The 18,829-nt window shown below is 36.3% G+C and carries 21 protein-coding genes; 14 read left to right on the top strand and 7 right to left on the bottom strand.

Annotated elements, in window-relative coordinates; translation table 11 throughout:
- Together SB773_RS07590 and SB773_RS07595 are read left to right on the top strand one after the other, a co-directional pair.
- Positions 1 to 408, top strand: a complete 408-nt coding sequence (locus tag SB773_RS07590; RefSeq protein WP_002011111.1) for a PadR family transcriptional regulator — start codon at positions 1 to 3, stop codon at positions 406 to 408.
- A 7-nt stretch (positions 409 to 415) separates the two neighbouring features.
- Positions 416 to 1,687 carry an FtsW/RodA/SpoVE family cell cycle protein gene (locus SB773_RS07595; protein ID WP_410589284.1) on the top strand — a complete coding sequence of 424 codons (1,272 nt, stop codon included), beginning with the start codon at positions 416 to 418 and terminating at the stop codon, positions 1,685 to 1,687.
- Positions 1,688 to 1,693: 6 nt separating this feature from the next.
- On the opposite strand, the gene helD is transcribed toward SB773_RS07595, so the two are convergent.
- The 3 genes from helD to SB773_RS07610 all read right to left on the bottom strand — a co-directional run bounded on the left by helD (position 1,694) and on the right by SB773_RS07610 (position 5,952).
- Positions 1,694 to 4,030, bottom strand: a complete 2,337-nt coding sequence (helD, locus tag SB773_RS07600; RefSeq protein ID WP_410589286.1) for an RNA polymerase recycling motor HelD — start codon at positions 4,028 to 4,030, stop codon at positions 1,694 to 1,696.
- Positions 4,031 to 4,323: 293 nt separating this feature from the next.
- Positions 4,324 to 5,187 (bottom strand): peptidylprolyl isomerase PrsA, encoded by an 864-nt coding sequence (gene prsA / locus SB773_RS07605; RefSeq protein ID WP_193663914.1) that lies wholly within the window; start codon positions 5,185 to 5,187, stop codon positions 4,324 to 4,326.
- 570 nt (positions 5,188 to 5,757) lie between these two features.
- The gene (locus SB773_RS07610; RefSeq protein ID WP_000172693.1) at positions 5,758 to 5,952 is read right to left on the bottom strand and encodes a hypothetical protein; all 195 of its coding nucleotides are present in this window, start codon (positions 5,950 to 5,952) and stop codon (positions 5,758 to 5,760) included.
- Positions 5,953 to 6,070: 118 nt separating this feature from the next.
- Here SB773_RS07610 and SB773_RS07615 point away from each other — a divergent pair, with 118 nt between their 5' ends.
- Complete coding sequence (locus SB773_RS07615; protein WP_410589289.1) at positions 6,071 to 6,406, top strand: DUF1878 family protein; 336 nt, start codon at positions 6,071 to 6,073, stop codon at positions 6,404 to 6,406.
- Positions 6,407 to 6,411: 5 nt separating this feature from the next.
- Here SB773_RS07615 and SB773_RS07620 read toward each other — a convergent pair whose 3' ends face one another.
- From SB773_RS07620 to SB773_RS07630, 3 genes are all read right to left on the bottom strand, one after another.
- On the bottom strand, positions 6,412 to 6,969 hold the full coding sequence (locus tag SB773_RS07620) for an HTH-type transcriptional regulator Hpr (RefSeq protein ID WP_002134805.1): 558 nt from the start codon (positions 6,967 to 6,969) through the stop codon (positions 6,412 to 6,414).
- A gap of 299 nt (positions 6,970 to 7,268) precedes the next feature.
- Entirely contained in the window at positions 7,269 to 7,631 is a 363-nt protein-coding gene (locus SB773_RS07625; RefSeq protein WP_002011120.1) for a YtxH domain-containing protein, read from the bottom strand.
- A 208-nt stretch (positions 7,632 to 7,839) separates the two neighbouring features.
- Positions 7,840 to 8,274, bottom strand: a complete 435-nt coding sequence (locus SB773_RS07630) for an HIT family protein (RefSeq protein WP_001016832.1) — start codon at positions 8,272 to 8,274, stop codon at positions 7,840 to 7,842.
- A gap of 562 nt (positions 8,275 to 8,836) precedes the next feature.
- Here SB773_RS07630 and ecsA point away from each other — a divergent pair.
- The 6 genes from ecsA (at position 8,837) to SB773_RS07660 (ending at position 14,495) form a co-directional block, all read left to right on the top strand.
- Positions 8,837 to 9,580 (top strand): ABC transporter ATP-binding protein EcsA, encoded by a 744-nt coding sequence (ecsA, locus tag SB773_RS07635; RefSeq protein ID WP_001292616.1) that lies wholly within the window; start codon positions 8,837 to 8,839, stop codon positions 9,578 to 9,580.
- The gene (locus SB773_RS07640; RefSeq protein ID WP_410589292.1) at positions 9,573 to 10,784 is read left to right on the top strand and encodes an ABC transporter permease; all 1,212 of its coding nucleotides are present in this window, start codon (positions 9,573 to 9,575) and stop codon (positions 10,782 to 10,784) included. Before ecsA ends, SB773_RS07640 begins: the two co-directional genes overlap by 8 nt.
- 13 nt (positions 10,785 to 10,797) lie before the next feature.
- Complete coding sequence (ecsC, locus tag SB773_RS07645) at positions 10,798 to 11,505, top strand: ecs operon protein EcsC (RefSeq protein ID WP_002011122.1); 708 nt, start codon at positions 10,798 to 10,800, stop codon at positions 11,503 to 11,505.
- 137 nt (positions 11,506 to 11,642) lie between these two features.
- Positions 11,643 to 12,380, top strand: a complete 738-nt coding sequence (locus SB773_RS07650) for a (Fe-S)-binding protein (protein ID WP_410589294.1) — start codon at positions 11,643 to 11,645, stop codon at positions 12,378 to 12,380.
- A 2-nt stretch (positions 12,381 to 12,382) separates the two neighbouring features.
- Positions 12,383 to 13,813, top strand: coding sequence for a LutB/LldF family L-lactate oxidation iron-sulfur protein (locus SB773_RS07655; RefSeq protein WP_410589296.1), 1,431 nt, complete (start codon positions 12,383 to 12,385; stop codon positions 13,811 to 13,813).
- Positions 13,794 to 14,495, top strand: a complete 702-nt coding sequence (locus SB773_RS07660; protein WP_410589298.1) for a LutC/YkgG family protein — start codon at positions 13,794 to 13,796, stop codon at positions 14,493 to 14,495. The genes SB773_RS07655 and SB773_RS07660 overlap by 20 nt, the downstream gene beginning before the upstream one ends.
- Positions 14,496 to 14,692: 197 nt before the next feature.
- Here SB773_RS07660 and SB773_RS07665 read toward each other — a convergent pair whose 3' ends face one another.
- A complete protein-coding gene (locus SB773_RS07665; RefSeq protein ID WP_100248471.1) occupies positions 14,693 to 14,836 on the bottom strand; it encodes a sporulation protein YjcZ in 144 nt (47 codons plus the stop codon).
- 156 nt (positions 14,837 to 14,992) lie between these two features.
- Here SB773_RS07665 and SB773_RS07670 point away from each other — a divergent pair, with 156 nt between their 5' ends.
- From SB773_RS07670 to SB773_RS07690, 5 genes are all read left to right on the top strand, one after another.
- A complete protein-coding gene (locus SB773_RS07670; protein WP_002140728.1) occupies positions 14,993 to 15,577 on the top strand; it encodes a TetR/AcrR family transcriptional regulator in 585 nt (194 codons plus the stop codon).
- A 2-nt stretch (positions 15,578 to 15,579) separates the two neighbouring features.
- Positions 15,580 to 15,750: a hypothetical protein gene (locus SB773_RS07675; protein WP_002011131.1), complete on the top strand. Its 171-nt coding sequence runs from the start codon at positions 15,580 to 15,582 to the stop codon at positions 15,748 to 15,750.
- 83 nt (positions 15,751 to 15,833) lie between these two features.
- Positions 15,834 to 16,310 carry a PH domain-containing protein gene (locus SB773_RS07680; protein WP_002087158.1) on the top strand — a complete coding sequence of 159 codons (477 nt, stop codon included), beginning with the start codon at positions 15,834 to 15,836 and terminating at the stop codon, positions 16,308 to 16,310.
- Complete coding sequence (locus SB773_RS07685; protein ID WP_410589302.1) at positions 16,303 to 17,742, top strand: PH domain-containing protein; 1,440 nt, start codon at positions 16,303 to 16,305, stop codon at positions 17,740 to 17,742. The genes SB773_RS07680 and SB773_RS07685 overlap by 8 nt, the downstream gene beginning before the upstream one ends.
- 205 nt (positions 17,743 to 17,947) lie before the next feature.
- On the top strand, positions 17,948 to 18,601 hold the full coding sequence (locus tag SB773_RS07690) for a DUF975 family protein (protein WP_215576848.1): 654 nt from the start codon (positions 17,948 to 17,950) through the stop codon (positions 18,599 to 18,601).
- The last annotated feature ends 228 nt before the right edge of the window (positions 18,602 to 18,829 follow it).

Raw genomic sequence — 18,829 nt, forward strand, 5'->3', positions numbered from 1 at the left:
ATGGAAGATCGATTAAAAGGCCTGCGAAAATCAATGGAGAATACAACGTTTAAACATTTGAGTTTTTCTGATCAACACCGAAAGCGGGTGCGCGAAAAAATCAATGCATCACACGAAAAGGAAGAAGACATCTCGTTAGCGATTTTACAACTCCTCAGTAATGAAAAAACAGGATACGAATTGTCACAGCTACTACGAGGGAGAGGGATTCGAAAATTCGAAGGGAATGAAGGGTTTTTATATACCGTATTACATCGTCTAGAACAGAATCGTTTTATCCAATCAAGTTGGGATCATTCAGGAGCTAAATATTATCAATTAAATGATAAAGGAAACAAGATGCTGCGAAAGGCAGAAAAAGATTCTACGAAGGCACGGTTTATATTAAAAGGATTAGTACAGGAGTGAGATAAAATTGAACAAAAAAGGGGAGCGTTTTTTAAGCGAAGTTACCAATCATATTAAATCAAAAGAAGCAAAGAGCTTTGTGGCAACTGAACTAGATTTTCACATGAAACAGGCGAAGAATATGTGGATAGAAAAAGGGTTAAGTGAGGAAGTTGCTGAAGACAAAGCTGTTGAACAAATGGGAAGTCCGATCAAGCTTGGCAGAGAACTTAACAAACTTCATAAGCCAAAGGTTGATTGGTTCTTAATTGTTTTATTAGTGGCTGCTATGGGGTTAGGGTTTTTGCCAGTTTTAGCTTTTGGATATACGAATGATGTAATAATGAATAAGTTGATATTTGTTATTCTCGGTGTTGTAGCAGCTCTTGGGATGATGCTGATTGATTATCGGAAGTTAGAAAGACTCGGATGGCTGTTTTATACAATCGGAGTACTTATCCTGTTAATGCTATACTGTTTTCCAAACGCTTCGATGGCTGGCGAACCGTTAATAAAAATTGGTCCCATTGCAATTGACTGCTTAATGGCAGTGCCGTTCTTTTTTCTAGCTTGGGCTTCTTTTTTCAATAACGGTAGGTTAAAGGTTATACATCTCGTGTTTTTGTATTTATTTTCTTTGTATTTATTCTTCATTGTATCAACCCTTTCAACAATTTTTATTTATATCACGATGATATTTGTTATGTTTTGGTGGAGTAAGTTAGGAAAGAAAAAAGCATTGATTATTACAATTGTACCAATTTGTTTATTGATTATAAGGGTATCCTTTTCCTGGTCCTCAGTAACAGGATATCATTTGGATAGATTTTTAGGGTATTTAAACCCAGAGCGTGATGCAGGGGGCGCAGGCTTTATGTATGTGCGTTTAAAAGAGGTAATGTCGTCAGCAGGTTGGTTTGGTACATCTGGAGATACAAAGTTCCTCCCTGCTCCAGATACTGATTTTGTGTTTGCAAGTTTGACTTACTATTACGGGTATTTCCTTGCCTTGGTCCTTGTTTTAATTCTTTCTCTTTTTGTAGCAAGGTTAGTAATCATATCTTATAAAATAAATGATCGGTATGGTAAATTGCTTCTCGTTGGAGGAATGACTCTTTTTGTAGTTCAGTTCATTTATAACGTGGGCATGATCCTAGGCTTATTACCGATTGCTGCTATATCATTGCCTTTTATTAGTTATGGATTAACACCAACTGTATTTCATGCGCTTTTAATGGGGATCGTGCTAAGTGTATATCGACGTAAAGATATGTCATTTAGAATGAAAAAAACACCTTGATAAAAATCAAGGTGTTTTCGTTATACATTTAAAACTCTCCGAAGCAGCCCCTGTTACAAAAGGACTAACCTCACCAACGCTATAAAGCTGCAATTCATGCATTGCGCGTGTACAAGCAGTGTAGAACAATCTACGTAGGCTTTCATCACTGTACACATCTTTAGAAGCATCGTAAATAATGACAGCATCAAATTCGATACCCTTCGCTAAATAAGCAGGGATAATGACAATGCCTTGCTCGTACTCGGCTGAGTTACTTTTCACAAGTTTAATATTCTCGATATGACTGAGTGCTTCGTATGCAGCGGCACTTTCAGCTGCGGATTTACATATAATTGCGATCGTATTGTGCTGTTGTTTTTGTAGTTCAGCAACTTTAGAAGTGATACGATCATGCAGTTCGCTGTAATCAGAAACTTTAGTCACTGTAGGTTTCTCGCCGTCACGTTCAAAGGCGTTAATATTCTTTCCTTCCGGTACGAGATAGCGTGTGAATTCAATAATCGGTTTTGTTGAGCGATAGCTACGAGTTAAGTTGATGCCGTTCGTTTCATCTGGTCCGTATAAGCTAGTAAGTGTATTGAAATTCACTGCTTCACTCGCATGGGCAAATATTGCTTGGTTAAAGTCTCCGAGCACTGTCATTTTTGCGGCAGGGAAGAGACGTTTTAAAAACTCGAACTGAAACGGAGAATAATCTTGTGCTTCGTCTACAAGTACGTGTTTAATTGATCTGTTCGTTTGGAAGCCTTCAATTAATTCTTTTAAAAGTAAAAATGGAGTCGCATCCTCGTAATGTAGCTTTCCTTCATCAAGCATGTTCACAGTTAATGAGCAAATTTCGTCCCATTCTTTAGGCTTTTCTCCAGTAACCCATGATGCATCTGTGAAGAGTTGTTTATATATGCCTGTAAAATTGATAAAACGTAGCGTTTGAACGCCTTTACGTAACGGTTTTAATTTTTTACGGACAATCATCCGTCCAAGTACTTTCGTTTCTTTCTCATAATCATTAAAGGAGTTGTCGTCAAACTCGCCTTTTTTCTGTAAGTATTTATAAGCTTTTTGATATTCATCTTTACTAAGTAATTCAATTTCTTCTTCTACCCACGGCTTTTTCAGTTCTGTTTTTTCGATTGCGTCTATTTGTTTATTTAGCCAATCCGTTAACTTCTCGATTCTATTATGGAAGCGGAGGGAGGAATCAGTATTATAAAATTGCTCTGTAATTTCTTTAGCAGAGGCAATCAGTTTTCCTCTAAATTTCATTCCTCTAAATAGCATGCCTGAAGATTCAAGAGATTGTCTGTATGCTCTAATCATCTCGAAAAATTGAGTAGATGCTTTAAATCGAATGCTCGCATTTCGAGTTTTATAATTTGCGCTATTCGTTTCAGTTAGCATATATTCTAATTGCTCGTAAGGATCCTCAACATCAAATGACTTACTTAGTCTATGGTTTAAATATTCTTGGAATGTAACTTGCTGCATATTCTCTTCACCGAGTTCTGGCAGTACGTTAGATACGTAGCTGTTGAACATGGAGTTAGGGGAGAAGAGAATGATTTGATCTGCTTTTAGCCATTCGCGATATTTATATAGTAAGTAGGCAATTCGCTGCAGGGCAGCTGACGTTTTACCGCTACCAGCAGCTCCTTGAACGATAAGTAGTCGCCCTTCATCGTGACGGATAATTTCATTTTGCTCGCGCTGAATAGTAGCGACGATACTTTGCATATGTTTGTTTGTTCCTTTTCCGAGCGCTTGTTGCAGGATTTCATCGCCAATTGTAAGGCTCGTATCGAACATAGAATCAATCTCGCCATTTTGAATAATGTATTGCAATTTCTTCTCCACATTACCGTGGATTACGCCTCCTGGTGTACTGTACTCAGCCGGTCCTGGCGGATAATCGTAGTAGACACTCGAAATGGGTGCGCGCCAATCGTATATAAGAAAATTTTCTCCGCTTGCATCGGTAAGTGTAGCAACTCCTATATAAATTTGTTCTGCGCCAGATTCTCCTTCTTCTTTGAAATCAATTCGTCCAAAGTAAGGTGCTTTATGCATACGGCGTAATGCAGCAAGTCGATTAAAGGTGTGCTTATGGGTAATTTGTGTTACGGCTAGTGACTGAGCTTGTTGTCTTAAGTTGATAACCGTTTCAAGATAATCGTCAAAAGTATCAGTGTTAACTTTTACATCATCCCAAAAGTGTTTACGAATGTTGAGTACTTCTGCCCGGCGTCTGCCAGTTTCGCTTTCCAGTTTATCAATTTGCTGCGTAATCGTTTCGATTACGGTATCTAATCGTTTTTGTTCTTGATCAAGTTTTTTGTTCATGCGGTAAGCACTCCTTTAAAAGTGAAAAATAGAGGTTGACTGAAGATGTGTTTTGGTGTACAATTAAGATACGGATAAATACATTCTACTATTTTGACGAATGTGTTTCTGTACTAATTTACCATAGTTTTTTAATTTAATCAATGATAATAAGATAAACCTTGGTTTCGTGCTGTACGAAATCAAGGTTTTTTTGTGTTGAATGGAGTAAGATGGGGGAGTATATCGATTTATCGATAAAAAACTACTACAAAATAAAAAAGCTTGGGGCTACCCAAGCTTTTTTCACTTCATTATTTCTTTTCGTCTTTTTTAGCGTCAGCTTTTGGCTCTTCGAAAAGATCTTTCAAATCTTTGTCGTCAACTTTTACGTCAGCTTTTTTGATTTCTTTCATCATAAGATCGTTCATAAATTGAGCATCTTGTGTTTTCTTTTGAACAAGGTCTTTTTTGATGTCGCCTTTTACTTCATCAAATGGTTTTTGTTCTTTAATATCTGTTACTTTAATGATGTGGTAACCGAATTGTGATTTTACAGGTTCGCTTACTTCATCTTTTTTCATTTTATAAGCTGCGTCTTCGAATTCTTTAACCATTTTACCAGCAGTAAAGTAGCCAAGGTCTCCGCCTTTTTCTTTTGAACCAGTATCTTCAGAGTATTGTTTCGCTAAATCTTCGAAAGATTTACCTTGTCCAAGCTCTTCTTTAACCTTTTTCGCAGTAGCTTCATCTTTTACAAGAATGTGGCTTGCTTTAATTTCAGGCTTGTAGTTTTCTTTTAGCTCTTTATCAGTGATTGTTTTTTCAATAGCTTTTTCTTGAGCTAATGAAGCGCGAACGCCATTTTTAACTGTTTCTTCTTTAAGGCCTTGTTGTTTCATTAGTGTATCGAATTGGTCACCGACTTGCTTTTTCATTTCATCGAACTTTTTGTCTACTTCTTTTTCATCGACTTTGTAGTTTTTAATAAGTACTTTTTCCATAACCATGTTATTTAGTACTTGTTTACCAGCTTGTGTCTTCATTTGATTGTAGAACTCTTCTTTAGTGATGTCACCAGCTTTAGATGTAACAATTTTGTCTGATGATGATGATGTTCCACATGCTGATAATGCGATTACACTTGTTGCGGCTAAGGCAAGCATAGCTTTCTTCATTCAATAAACACTCCTACTATTATGTATTTTTAATTTATCCCATACGAATGAAGAAACTCCTTATGATAGGTTATTTTCGTTCATAAGAACCTGATTAAGTCTCACTGATGTCTTTGCTTTTTTTATATGTAAAAGCACGCTTAACAGGGCTTACCGAGGCTTTAGGATAAAGTTTAGATGCGTGTCGTTTATTTCATAGTATAAGCAATATGTACAAAATTTAATATATCATATTTCGACGGGTTTTCCTATTGATAAAGTGAAACTTTAATCCTTTGGGTGAAGTGTCCCAAAGGATTATTAGTTGAACGAATCGGGCATTTACGGGCAGTTTCATTAGGTTTTACTTCATTTTGCCTACTGCCCGTTAATGCGGGATAAAGAAATTTTAACCAGTTTGTGTCAGATTTTGAAAGGGTACCATATTGGGCGGATGTCGCATATACAGAAAAGAGGAGGGGATGGGGGATGAATTCAAAACTTATTTTATTACTTGTACTGTTTATTTTATTAGTTATAGTAGGTATAATTTGCTTATAGAGGAAAAAAATGAGGAAGGGGCTTCCTTCCTCACTTTCCATGAAATATAATTTCTACATAACTAGAAATTAATAGAATGGTAATACATACATTAATAACTCGAAAGACACCGGGCTGGCGGCTCGCAGATATTTGTTTTCGCTCACACAGTGTATGTGTCATGAAATTCGTGTAAAATATAACAAGAAGTGCGAATGCAACAAAAACAACGGTTATAAGAGTCATGAGGCGAGACCTCCTTTTGGCTAAAATACATATACTTTATATATTGTATCATACGATATTTTGTTCGTGTTACAAAATTCAGAAATAGAAGACTTTGTGTTAGGAAGCGAGGGAGAAAATGGACGTTGTAAGAAGACTAGAACAAGCTGAATACTACGTAGACCTACTATTTAAAATGATTGATGAAGAAAAGTGTCCATTTTATTCTTTAATCATAAAGAAAAAAGCTCGTAAAAAAGACATTGAACGTATACTAAAACTTTGTGAAAGACTGAACGAACAGTGTGTAGTGGAGAAAGCAGAAGGCCTTCTATTGTTTGATGCGCTATTAGATCAATTTGAAAAAGCGCTTCCACATCAGCTCGAAGTACACGAAACTGCGGAAGCGCTAGCAAAACAGGGCTTATTTGTGCCACTTATGAATGAATTCTTACGCATGATTGCGAAAGGATAAATAGATTATTTCTTAACTAACTTTTGATCGGATTCCGTAAAGTTCTCCTCGATATCTTCTAATGATTTCTCAAAAATATCGATGAAGTCTTGTCCGTAAATATTACGCAGGATTGCAATCAGTTCGATATTTTCTGGGAACTTACCGTAAAAATTACGAAGTTCAAGTGCCCCATTAAAAACAGAATTATTTTCAGGATCATACTCCTCCATTAAGCGAAGTAGTAATTCTTCCCCTTTGTCTGTAATTTCAATGTACGTATTTCGTTTATCATCTTCTTTTTTTGAGAATATAAGATAGCCACGTTCTTCAAGCTTTTTAGAGAAGTTAAACGCCGTTGATACGTGCATAACTCCAAACTTAGCAATCTCAGAAATAGAAGCCCCTTTTAAATGATAAGCGATGGTTAAAATGTGATGCTCATTAATGTTTAAATCGTAAGGTTTAATCCACTGTTGCCAATCTTTCTCTACGCATTTCCATAACGCTTTCGATAATTGAGCAATACGTTGGCTGAAAATCATCGCTTCTTTTACCGAGTAATTTTTTTCTCCACTTTTCATTTACTCACCCACTTTAACATTCTTTTTTCATTATTATCTATTATGCCAGTAAAATAAAAATTAATAAAGTCTTTTTGTGAGAATTGTGAAAATTTTTCGGAAAAATAACATTCTATACAAATCATGCATAACTATGGAAGCGTTTTATGAGTCAAGAATACATGTGTTGTCTTTACATGTTAAGGGATAACATATATTGTAAATGCATAAAAACACGGCATATCTATGTGATATGCCGTGTTAAGGTCAATTCGTATGAAAAATATTTGTTATATGCAAAAAACTAAGCAGGAATATGTTTAAGCTTTTTCTGGAACGGCTTCTTGTAGTTTCTCAATTGACTTTTGAATGTCTAAAATTTCTTTTTCAATATGTCGTTTGTTTTGAGAAATATCTTGTTTCCAGTTAGAAAGCGTGTCATGCATATCGTCTTTTAGTTCTTGGAATACTTCTTTACCTTCTGAAGCAGTTTCAACGATTTGACGCTTTAATAACTTCGTATCAGCTGTAATATCAGCTAATGTTTTTTTAATATCAGTTCCTTTTTCTTTCAGCTTACCGCGCATAGCTTTACCAGAAGAAGGAGTTGAGAAAAGAACGGCTAGTCCAGCAACTGCTCCGCCGCAAAGTACACCTGTAATAAAGGATTTAGCTTTTGACATAAAAGGAAACCTCCTTATTTTTCGTTCGTATTCATGATGTATAAAAGTGTGCATATCTTTAAGACAAGGGGAAGAAAAGTGAGCTTTTCTCTCTTGTACATGCTATGCACAAAAAATCATACCCCCGGCATTTTTTGTGAAGAAAGAAGCCATACAATAAATGCCAGAGGAATAGGCTTATTATGTATTACTTCTTATTATAGTGGCACTATTTCACACTATTTGCAATTGTACTTGCGATGTTTTGTAAATTTTCCATTGTGTATTCATTTTGATGTGATTTCCAAACAGCACCGAAACCATCGTTTTCACCGTAGCGTGGAATTAAATGAAGGTGGAAGTGGAATACAGTTTGTCCAGCTTTCTCGCCGTTATTGTTAAGTAGGTTGAAACCAACTGGATTAAATTCTGCTTTCATTGCATTTGCGATTTTTGGAACGACAGCAAAAATATGTGATGCGATTTCTGGCGTTAACGCAAAAATGTCTTGTTTGTGTACTTTCGGAATAACAAGAGTATGTCCTTTTGTTACTTGACTAATATCTAAAAATGCAAGTACATGTTCATCTTCGTATACTTTTGAGCAAGGGATTTGCCCGTCAATGATTTTACAAAAAATACAATTGTCCGCTGTATGATTCATCGATCTCATCCTTTCAAATAGTCTTAGCCGTATTTTACCATAATTACATAGGAGAACAAACACGAAAAACAGGAAGCTGACTCAGCTTCCTGTTTTCTGAAGAGGGATTGAAAAAGCATTTTTTATAATTTACGGTTCGCAGACACCTCATTTATATAAGAAATGCACGGTAAATCGGCTAAAGTTTCTGCCGTAGACACCCCATTTTCAAGTGAAATGAATTGCAATCTTTTTTTAAAATGAAATTGTTTATTTTTTAAAACAGTATATGCTCTTTCGGAGACACCCCGTTTCGAAAATGAAACAAATTATCTGGTTATGTGTAAATTTCATTGTCCAACTTGGACACCCCATTTCATGATGACTTCACTATGTTGTTGTACTCATCAATTGGTGGTTGCTTTTTCAATGTGTTCCTTCTTCACTAATTATGATGTCCGCTTTTGTAAAAATATATGCCAAGAAATTTAAATTTTTTTTTAAGACATCGATACTATGTAGTACAGCGCCATTTTTGGTAAGATGAATGTAGAATGAATACTAATGAAGAAAGTGGTGTCGTATGAGCGAGTTATTGCGTGTAGAAAATGTTACAGGGGGATATACGAAACGACCTGTACTGCAAAATGTTTCGTTCTCTGTTAATAAAGGCGAACTTGTCGGCTTAATCGGTTTAAATGGAGCCGGAAAGAGTACGACAATTAAACATATCATCGGTTTAATGGAACCGAAAAAAGGAACTGTCACAATTAATGGGAAAACAATTCGTGATGATATGACAGCGTACCGTTCTAGTTTCTCCTTCATTCCAGAAACGCCAGTATTATATGATGAGTTAACGTTAGAAGAGCATTTGAAATTAACAGCGATGGCGTACGGTGTAGATGAAAAACAATATGAAGAACGTGTAGGACAACTATTACAAGAGTTCCGCATGAAAAATCGCTTGAAATGGTTTCCGTCTCATTTCTCAAAAGGGATGAAACAAAAAGTAATGATTATGAGTGCATTTTTAGTTGAACCATCACTTTACATTGTGGACGAACCTTTCGTTGGGCTTGATCCTTTAGCGATTCAATCACTTCTTCAAATGATGGATCAAATGAAAAAGAGTGGTGCGGGCATCTTAATGAGTACACATATTTTAGCGACAGCAGAGCGCTATTGTGATTCATTCATTATTTTGCATCAAGGTGAAGTGAGAGCGATGGGAACATTATCAGAACTTCAATCCGGGTTTAATATGCCTGGTGCAACGCTTGATGATATTTATATTGCGTTAACGAAGGAAGAAGATTATGAATAGCACAGCGTTATGGAAAGAACGATTTCGGCACTTTCTAAAAGAAGTTCGTACATATAGTAAATACGTATTTAATGATCATTTGAAATTTATTTTCGTATTTATCATCGGCGCAGGAGCGTATTATTACCAGCAATGGTTACAAACGTTAACACCTTCGTTTCCGACAGCGTTTGTTATGGCAGTCTTACTTGGCCTCGTATTAACAGCTGGGTCCATCCAAACGTTATTAAAAGAAGCGGATCTCGTGTATTTGCTTCCAGTTGAAGAAAAGTTAAAGCCTTACTTTACGAAGGCATTTCTCTTTACGTTTATGATTCAGTTATACATAATCGCAATGGTAGCAGCTGCGCTTGCCCCGTTATATTTCCAGCAAATGAAACAAACAGGTGCCAATTACATATGGATTGTAATCGCGTTTGTCATTGTAAAAGCGTGGAATTTATTCGTAGCGTGGGAAAAATCATTTTTAACAGATCAAAGCGTTCAAAAAGCAGATTGGTTCATTCGCTTTATCTTAAACGGCTTATTTGTGTACGTCCTTGTAGAACGTACTTCATTCATTTTTACCGGTGTAATTGTCTTTCTTATGGCGCTATACCTTGCTGTTATGCATCAAAAGGTGAAGGGAAAGCCGCTAAACTGGGAGTATTTAATTTCTGAAGAAGGTAAAAAAATGATGCTGCTGTACCGCATTGCGAATATGTTCGTTGATGTACCAGCGTTAAAAGAGAGAGTATCACGTAGGAAATGGCTTGATTTCATTCTTTCGATGATTGGTGAGAAACGTACATATTTATACTTATATACGAGAACATTTTTAAGATCGGGTAACTATTTCGGATTATATATGCGTTTACTCGTTCTTGGGGGAATTATTCTTTACTTTATCCCATTTTTATATGGACGTTTTATCGTAAGCCTTGTTTTCTTATACTTAATCGGCTACCAGCTCTTAACCCTTTGGAAACATCACCGTATGAAAGTTTGGCTTGATTTATATCCGGTAGGGGGAGACGAGAAGAAGAGAGATTTCCTTACTTTATTAAATGCGATTCTTATCATTGGTAGCGTTGTATTTACAATTATATTTGCACTTGCGACGAAAGATTTCATAATGACCGGCATTTTATTTGTAGTAAGCATATTATTTAGTATTGGTTTCGTTTATCAATACGGTGCAAAGCGCATTGAGCGTTTAAACTGAAAGGAATGAACCTATGATTACATATGAAGAGAAGGTTATAAAAGAATTGGAGCAGTGGAAAGCTACATTCATGAAAGATTCTTCTATGATGACACGGTTCTCTAAAAAAGTGCAGGTGAAAGTGCAACAACTAGTGCCCGCGAAAGTGCAAAAGGTACTAACAGAAACGATTCGGATGATGGTGCAAACAATTAGCGCTGGATCAAACTTCATAAAACCGAAGCTAAAAGAAACGAACTGGTCACTGCAAAGAAGAGATGATGAAGTACGTAAAAAAATGGATGAGTACAAAAAAGTTGCAGCGGCAGAAGGGGCAGGAACAGGAGCAGGTGGTATTCTCCTTGGCCTTGCCGATTTCCCGTTATTACTTACTATTAAAATAAAGTTTTTATTTGATGCAGCAACATTGTACGGATTTGATACGAGTAAAAAAGAAGAGCGCCTTTTTATTCTTCACGTTTTCCAGCTTGCTTTTTCAAGTGACGATTACCGAAAAGAAGTATGGAAAGCGATTGAAACGTGGGATACAGAAGAAGAAAATCATATGGACTGGGAAAAGTTCCAAACAGAATACCGAGACTATATCGATTTAGCAAAAATGCTTCAACTCGTTCCAATCATCGGTGCCCCGGTTGGCGCATATGCGAATTATCAATTGTTGCAAAGGCTTGGGGAAGTGACGATGAATTGTTATCGTATGCGATTGCTTAATAGAAATTAATTTGTTTTACAAAAAGCATCCTAAATTACACATTTAGGATGCTTTTTTTTATTTTTATTCATATTTTTAATTTTTTTACCAATAATATACAGATAAAGTTGCTTGAGCTTACTTTACTGTATTTAGGGGTGCAAAATATGAAAGTATCAATATTTATCACTTGTGTTGCAGATATTTTTTATCCAGAAGTAGGGAAAGATGTTGTGGAAATTCTTGAAGATTTAGGGTGTGAAGTTGATTTTCCAAAAACTCAAACTTGCTGCGGACAACCTGCTTATAATAGCGGGTATGTTAAAGAAACAAAAACAGCTGCAAAACATATGATTGAAGCCTTTTCCAGTTCAGAATATGTTGTGGCACCATCGGGCTCTTGCGCTATGATGGTTCATGAGTTTTCTAGCTTATTTTCTGAAAGTGAAGCGGAGTGGAAGAAAAAGGCTACGGAACTTGCAAATAAAACATATGAATTCACACAATTTCTAGTTGAAGTATTAGGGAAAGAAGACTTAGGTGCGGAGTTTCATAAAAAAGCAACGGTTCATACATCTTGTCATATGAGCCGATTAATGGGGATTAAGGAACCGCCGCAAAAATTATTGAAATGTGTAAAGGGACTGGAAGTTGTTTCATTGCCGCATAATTATGATTGCTGCGGATTTGGAGGGACATTCTCGGTGAAAATGCCAGAAATCTCTGAGCAAATGGTTGAGGAAAAAGTAAAGCATATTATGGAAACCGGTGCGGAATTGTTAATTGGGATGGATTGTAGCTGCTTAATGAATATAAAAGGACGTTTAACACGTAATGGTTATCCAATTGATGTAAAACATATTGCTCAAGTATTAAATGAAGATCGAAAACAAGGGGGGATATAGAGATGGGAATGAAAATTGGGAACGATCCCTTTCATAAGCGTACTGCAACCGGTATTGGGGATCAATTTATGCGACAGGCTGTTAGGAAAGCGCAAGATGGTCTTAGAATCAAGAAATTAAAAGCTACTGAGAGTCTTGGGAATTGGGAGGAATGGCGAGCTTTAGGAGAAGAAATTCGAAAGCATACATTAGAAAACCTTGATTATTATTTACATCAGCTAAGTGAAAATATTGAGAAAAACGGTGGTTTTGTTTATTTCGCAAAGACTGCAGAAGACGCAAGGGAATATGTAAAAGGGATTGTAAAAAAGAAAAATGCGAAAAAAATTGTGAAATCAAAATCGATGGTAACAGAAGAGATTAGTTTAAATGAAGCGATTGAAGAAGCAGGAGCGGAAGTGTTAGAAACAGATCTTGCTGAATTTATTCTACAAGTGAACGACCATGATCCTCCCTCGCATATTGTTGTTCCGTGTCTTCACAAAGATAAAGAACACATTTGTGAAATATTTAAAACAAAGTTAGATTACACTGGAACATCTGATCCTACGGAAATGGCGAGGTTTGTAAGAGATTATTTACGTGATGATTTTTTTGCAGCGGATATAGGGGTGACTGGATGTAACTTTGCTGTTGCAGAGTCTGGGTCAATTTCTATCGTAGCAAACGAAGGAAATGCAAGACTTACTACGACACTTCCAAAAACGTTGATTACAGTTATGGGGATGGAACGTATTGTTCCGACATGGGAAGAGCTTGATGTTTTAGTAACACTTCTATGCCGAAGTTCTGTAGGACAAAAGTTAACAAGTTATATTACAGGATTAACTGAACCTGGTGGGGAAGATGGACCTGAGGAATTTCATTTAGTCATTGTTGATAATGGTCGTTCCGATATTGTAGGAACAGAATTCCAAAGTGTTCTTCAGTGTATTCGTTGCGCGGCATGTATTAATGTGTGTCCTGTATACAGGCATATTGGTGGGCATGCATATGGCTCTATTTATCCAGGGCCAATTGGAGCTGTGTTGACACCGCTTTTAGGGGGATATGATGAATATAAGGATTTACCTTATGCATCTAGCCTTTGTGGTGCTTGTACAGAAGCGTGTCCAGTGAAAATCCCGTTACACGACTTATTAATTAAACATCGCAGCCGCATTGTAGAAGAAAAACAATCACCCGTAGCTTGGAACGTGGCTATGAAAGGTTTTGAAAAAGCGGTGAAGAGTCCTAGACTATTTTCTTTTGCAGCGAAGAGCGCTCCGTATGCATTAAAACCTCTTGCAAAAGGGGATAAGATCGAGCGTGGAATTGGGCCGTTAAAAGCTTGGACGGATGCGAGAGATTTTCCAGTTCCGAAAAAACAACCGTTTCGAGAGTGGTTTGAAAAACACGAAAAGGAGAACAATGATGGCCATCCAAAATCGTGAGGAATTTTTACTACAGTTATCAGAAAAGCTTGGTAGGAAACGTCCAGAAGCAGTGAAAAAACCGAACTGGTCTTTTTCCCCGCAGTGGGATGTTTTTGACGGACTGGCGCAAGATGAACTTGTATTAAAGTTAATAGAGCACTGTGAAGTGATTCATACAGAAGTAAAGCGAACAACAAAGGAAAATCTTGTTGAAACATTGGGGTCTTTTATAAAAGGTTGGAATATCAAATCTGTTATATGTTCGAATGATGAGCGCTTTAATGAGTATGGTCTTACGCCATGTTTCAGCAATGAAGGAACAACACATTTTCGTACATGGGGATTAGATCATAAAGAAGAGGACAGAAAATTTGCGAAAGCTGCTGACCTTGGCATTACGTTCAGTGATATGACTCTAGCGGAATCAGGAACCGTTGTACTATTTAATGACGGGTTAAAAGGAAGGCATGTTAGTTTGCTTCCAGAGTCATATATTGCAATCGTTCCTAAAAGTACGATTGTACCAAGATTAACCCAAGCTACAAAACTGATCCATAATCAAAATAAAGCGGGAGAAAACTTGCCGGCTTGTGTGAACTTTGTTTCTGGTCCATCAAATAGCGCGGATATTGAAATGAACCTTGTCGTAGGTGTACATGGGCCAATCCGAACAGCGTATATCATTGTGGATGATCAATAATGATTTACGTGTGCGGCAGAGCGCGAAATATAGCTGAAACATTATAAGAGTACTGAAAATAGAAAGTGCTGGCTGTTAAATATAACCGGGTCTTTCTATTTTGTGTGCCCTTACTGGTGAAGAAACCTTAAGAAGGAAAATTTTAATCTCTGTTTCAGTTTTCTACGCTACTATAACTAACTGAATTGTGTCTTTTCTTAGAAGCTAAACACACTATAACTAGCTCCAATTATAATGAATACGATAAAGAGCAGAATGAGTAATAAAAGCCCACTACTACCGCTCTTACCATCTTTGCCATCTTCACCGCCGCCGCTACCACCTTTACCGCCAGATCCCATATGAAAACCCTCCTTATCGTTATACATTGTTTTTACTTTATATTTTTCTAGGTTCATCAAGAAGTTCCTCTTAAAACTCTAATTAACTTGCAAATCATTCATTTTCATTTTACAATTTACTTACCGACCGGTAAGTAAAAATAGAAGAGGTACAGTATGACAAAAAATTTACAAACATCGCAGCACATTGTAGATGCATCATTTAAACTAATGGCAGAGCACGGCATTGAGAAGATGAGTCTTTCAATGATTGCGAAAGAAGTAGGTATATCAAAGCCAGCTATTTATTATCATTTTCCGTCTAAAGAAGCGCTAGTTGATTTTTTATTTGAAGAGATTTTTTCTGGATATTATTTCGTGGGTTACTTCGATAAAGAACAATATACGAAAGAAAACTTTGCAGAAAAGTTAATCGCAGATGGTTTACATATGTTGTCTGAGTATAGAGGTCAAGAAGGCATATTACGCGTTATAAATGAATTCATCGTAACTGCGACGCGAAATGAAAAGTACCAGAAACGCTTATTTGAAATACAAGAAGATTTCTTAAATGGATTCCACGATTTATTAAAGAAAGGTGTGGAACTTGGTGTTGTGTCACAACATGCAACTGAAGAAAACGCGCATACGTTAGCGCTCGTTATTGATAATATGAGTAATTACATATTAATAGGATTCGATTTAAAGTATAAAGAAATTTGGATTCGAAATGTGAAAAACGTAATGAAGGAGGGGGAATAAAAATGAAAATGCAGAAAAACTGGTGGCTCGGTTTCCTTGGATTTGTGGGAGTGTATAAAATTCCAGGTATGATTGAAGCTTTCCAAGCGGATAAAGGTTGGCTCGCATTAATTAGTTTAGTTTGGCTCCTTTGGTTCGGATATTTTATTCCTGAGAAAAAAACGGATAAATAATAAATTTTCAATTTTATGTAAAGTTATGTAAAATATAGATTGAGACAATTCATATATTAGATTAATAGATTTGGAGTGGTTACATGGATCCATTGAAAAATGAAATTCATCCTGACATGGTCAAGGTGTGGAAAGTTCGTGCTGTAATTGAAGAAGGGATAGGTATTCTCGTCATTTTAGCTTACCTGTTCCTTATGATAAAGTTTGATTGGTGGGCGTGGATTTTGTATGTGATGGTTGGGTTAACAGTTGCGCTAGCACCATTTTCGTACTTTGTATTCCCGAAACTACGTCAGCGTTATTATAGCTACCAACTAAATGAAGAAGAACTTGAAATTCAGCACGGTCTTTTCGTCGTAAAGCGCGTATTAGTACCAATGATTCGTGTACAGCACGTTACAATTGAACAAGGACCAATTATGAGAAAACATGGATTAGCAGAATTACATATTTCAACAGCGGCAACTTCTCACAGCATTCCAGGCTTAACGATGTATGAAGCAGAAATGTTAAAAACGAGAATCGCAGAATTAGCGAAAGTGAGTGATGAGGATGTATAAGAGGCAGCATCCAATCACGATGTTATTAGAATTGAGATTGACAGACTTTTTACCATTACTTATTTTCATGTTTAGTTTAAATGGAAAGTTTCCATTTTGGTATTTAATTCCCGCTGGATTCGGTTTACTCACCGTCTTTTCAGCGTTTGAGAAATGGTATTACACAACATACTGGGTTGAAAATAACGTATTACATGTTAAACAAGGGCTCTTTGTGAAGAAGGAGAGCTACTTAAATAAAGAACGTGTTCAAACGATTAATACAAGTTCAAACGTGTTATATCAAATGCTCGGTTTAAAGAAAATTCAAATCGAAACAGCTGGCGGAGGCGATGATGCCGAAGTAAGCCTAGCTGGTATTACAGAAGATGAGGCGAAGGAGCTTATTTCCTTACTAAATGAGCCAACTCCAGAAGTAAAAGCAGAAGAAACATCAGAAGAAGTAGTAGAAAAAGAAGTTATGACAGAGGAAAAGCAAGCGACAGAGTACAAATTAACTTTGAAAGAAATTTTATTAGCATCTGTTACATCTGGTCAGTTTGGACTATTATTCTCATTAATCTTTTTCGTGTATCACCAAGTAGATGAGTACATTCCGAAATGGATAAAAAATAGCGTAGAGTCGTATGTAATGGATCATGATATATACGGCTGGATTTACATGGTAGCTATTTTACTCGTCCTTTCGTGGATTATATCTACAATTGGTTACGCGTTAAAACATGGTAATTTCACAGTAAATCGAAAAAACGATGAAGTGCGTATTTCTCAAGGATTACTTGAAAGGAAAGAACTTGTACTAAAGTTACACCGCATTCAAGGGATTACGATAAAAGAAGGTATTTTCCGTCAGATGTTCGGTTATTGTGCTGTGCAAGTCGAAGTCATTCAAAGTAAGGGATTGGGAGAAGAGAAAGACAAAGTTACGCTGCATCCGATTATTCGAAAAGATCGTGTGCAAGAGTTACTCGCTCATTTACAATTGCCATATGAACTGAATACAAATATTACTGCATTACCAAAAGCAGCCTTGCGCCGTTATTTAATTGATAGTTTCATTTTCTTCGCAATGCTAGCAGTCCCGCTTACTGGGATAAGCATATACTTTGAAAAGTATTTCATCATGTGGGCGTTGTTACCGCTAGCTATCCTCATCTTTACACTTGGATACGCAACATTTAAAACAAATGGTTACGGTGTAAACGGAGAACAAATTACGATTATACATCGTAGTATTGGGAAACATACAGGACTTGTAAGAAGAAGACACGTCCAATCAATTGAAAAAACACAATCATATTTCCAGCGCCGAGCGGATTTATGTACGTATACGTTTTCTAGTGCATCATCGAATTATAAACTAGAGCATACGAGAGTAGAAGATGCGGAGAGAATGCAGGATTGGTATAAGAAGAGAATAAGTGAGAATTAATTTAAAAAAGCTTGCCTATTATATGAAAGGCAGGCTTTTTTGTTATGGAGAAATGAGTAGTTTGATTCATATATGGGTGCAAATACAGCTCACATTTCTCAATACGTATCAGAAAAAAAGGTAGTACCTTTCTATTTCAGGGAAATTCGTGAAATTTTTGATATAAATGGTATACTAATATAGAAATAATATTAGGAGGTTATATATGATAAGTCAGTTGAAAAGAGAAGCACTTGATGCATTAAAAGGAAAATGGGGATTAGCGGTAGGGGCAACCTTATTACTTGGAATCCTTATTGGAGCTGTTGAACTTCTAATTACAGGTGTTTTCTCGATATTTTGGGGTTGGGAAGAAGCAAGTGATTCGCTTACAGTAAGTATTATTGCAATGCTTGTTATCGGTCCGTTAACAATAGGCGCATACTATCTTGTTTTAAATGTAATCCGTGAGACTAGTGCTCGCATTGGTGATTTATTTAGATGGTTTAGCGATGGAAGTAAGATTATGAAGTCGTTTTTAACATATTTACTAATGTATGTATACTTGATGCTATGGACATTACTTCTTATTATTCCGGGTATTATTAAATCATTTTCTTATTCTATGACGTATTTTATTTTGAATGATCGTCCAGAATACACAGCGAATCAAGCAATTACCGAAAGTCGCCGTATGATGAATGGGCATAAAATGGATTACTTTTTACTATGCTTAAGTTTCCTTGGCTGGTTCATTTTAAGTATTCTTACTTTAGGAATCGGTTTCTTATGGTCTGCACCTTATTTCTACGCGACATCGGCAGCATTTTATGAAGAGATTTCAAAAGAATATTATAAAAAAGAAGGTACTACTTTCTAATAAAACATCTAACCCATCTGTTCCCTATATTCTTTAGGGGATAGGTGGTTTGATTTTTCTTGAATTTGCACACAATTGTAGCAATAGAAGACTTTGATAAATTCGTTCTTTGTGAAGTGAATTTGTTAAGTAGTTTATAAATAAAAAAATGTTATTACTCAATTCAACGGGAGTAATAACATTTTTTTATTTAGTGCTGAAAGAATTAACGCCGCCTTATAAGGTAAA

Source organism: Bacillus sp. SIMBA_074 (genome assembly GCF_046534555.1).
Classification (GTDB): domain Bacteria; phylum Bacillota; class Bacilli; order Bacillales; family Bacillaceae_G; genus Bacillus_A; species Bacillus_A mycoides.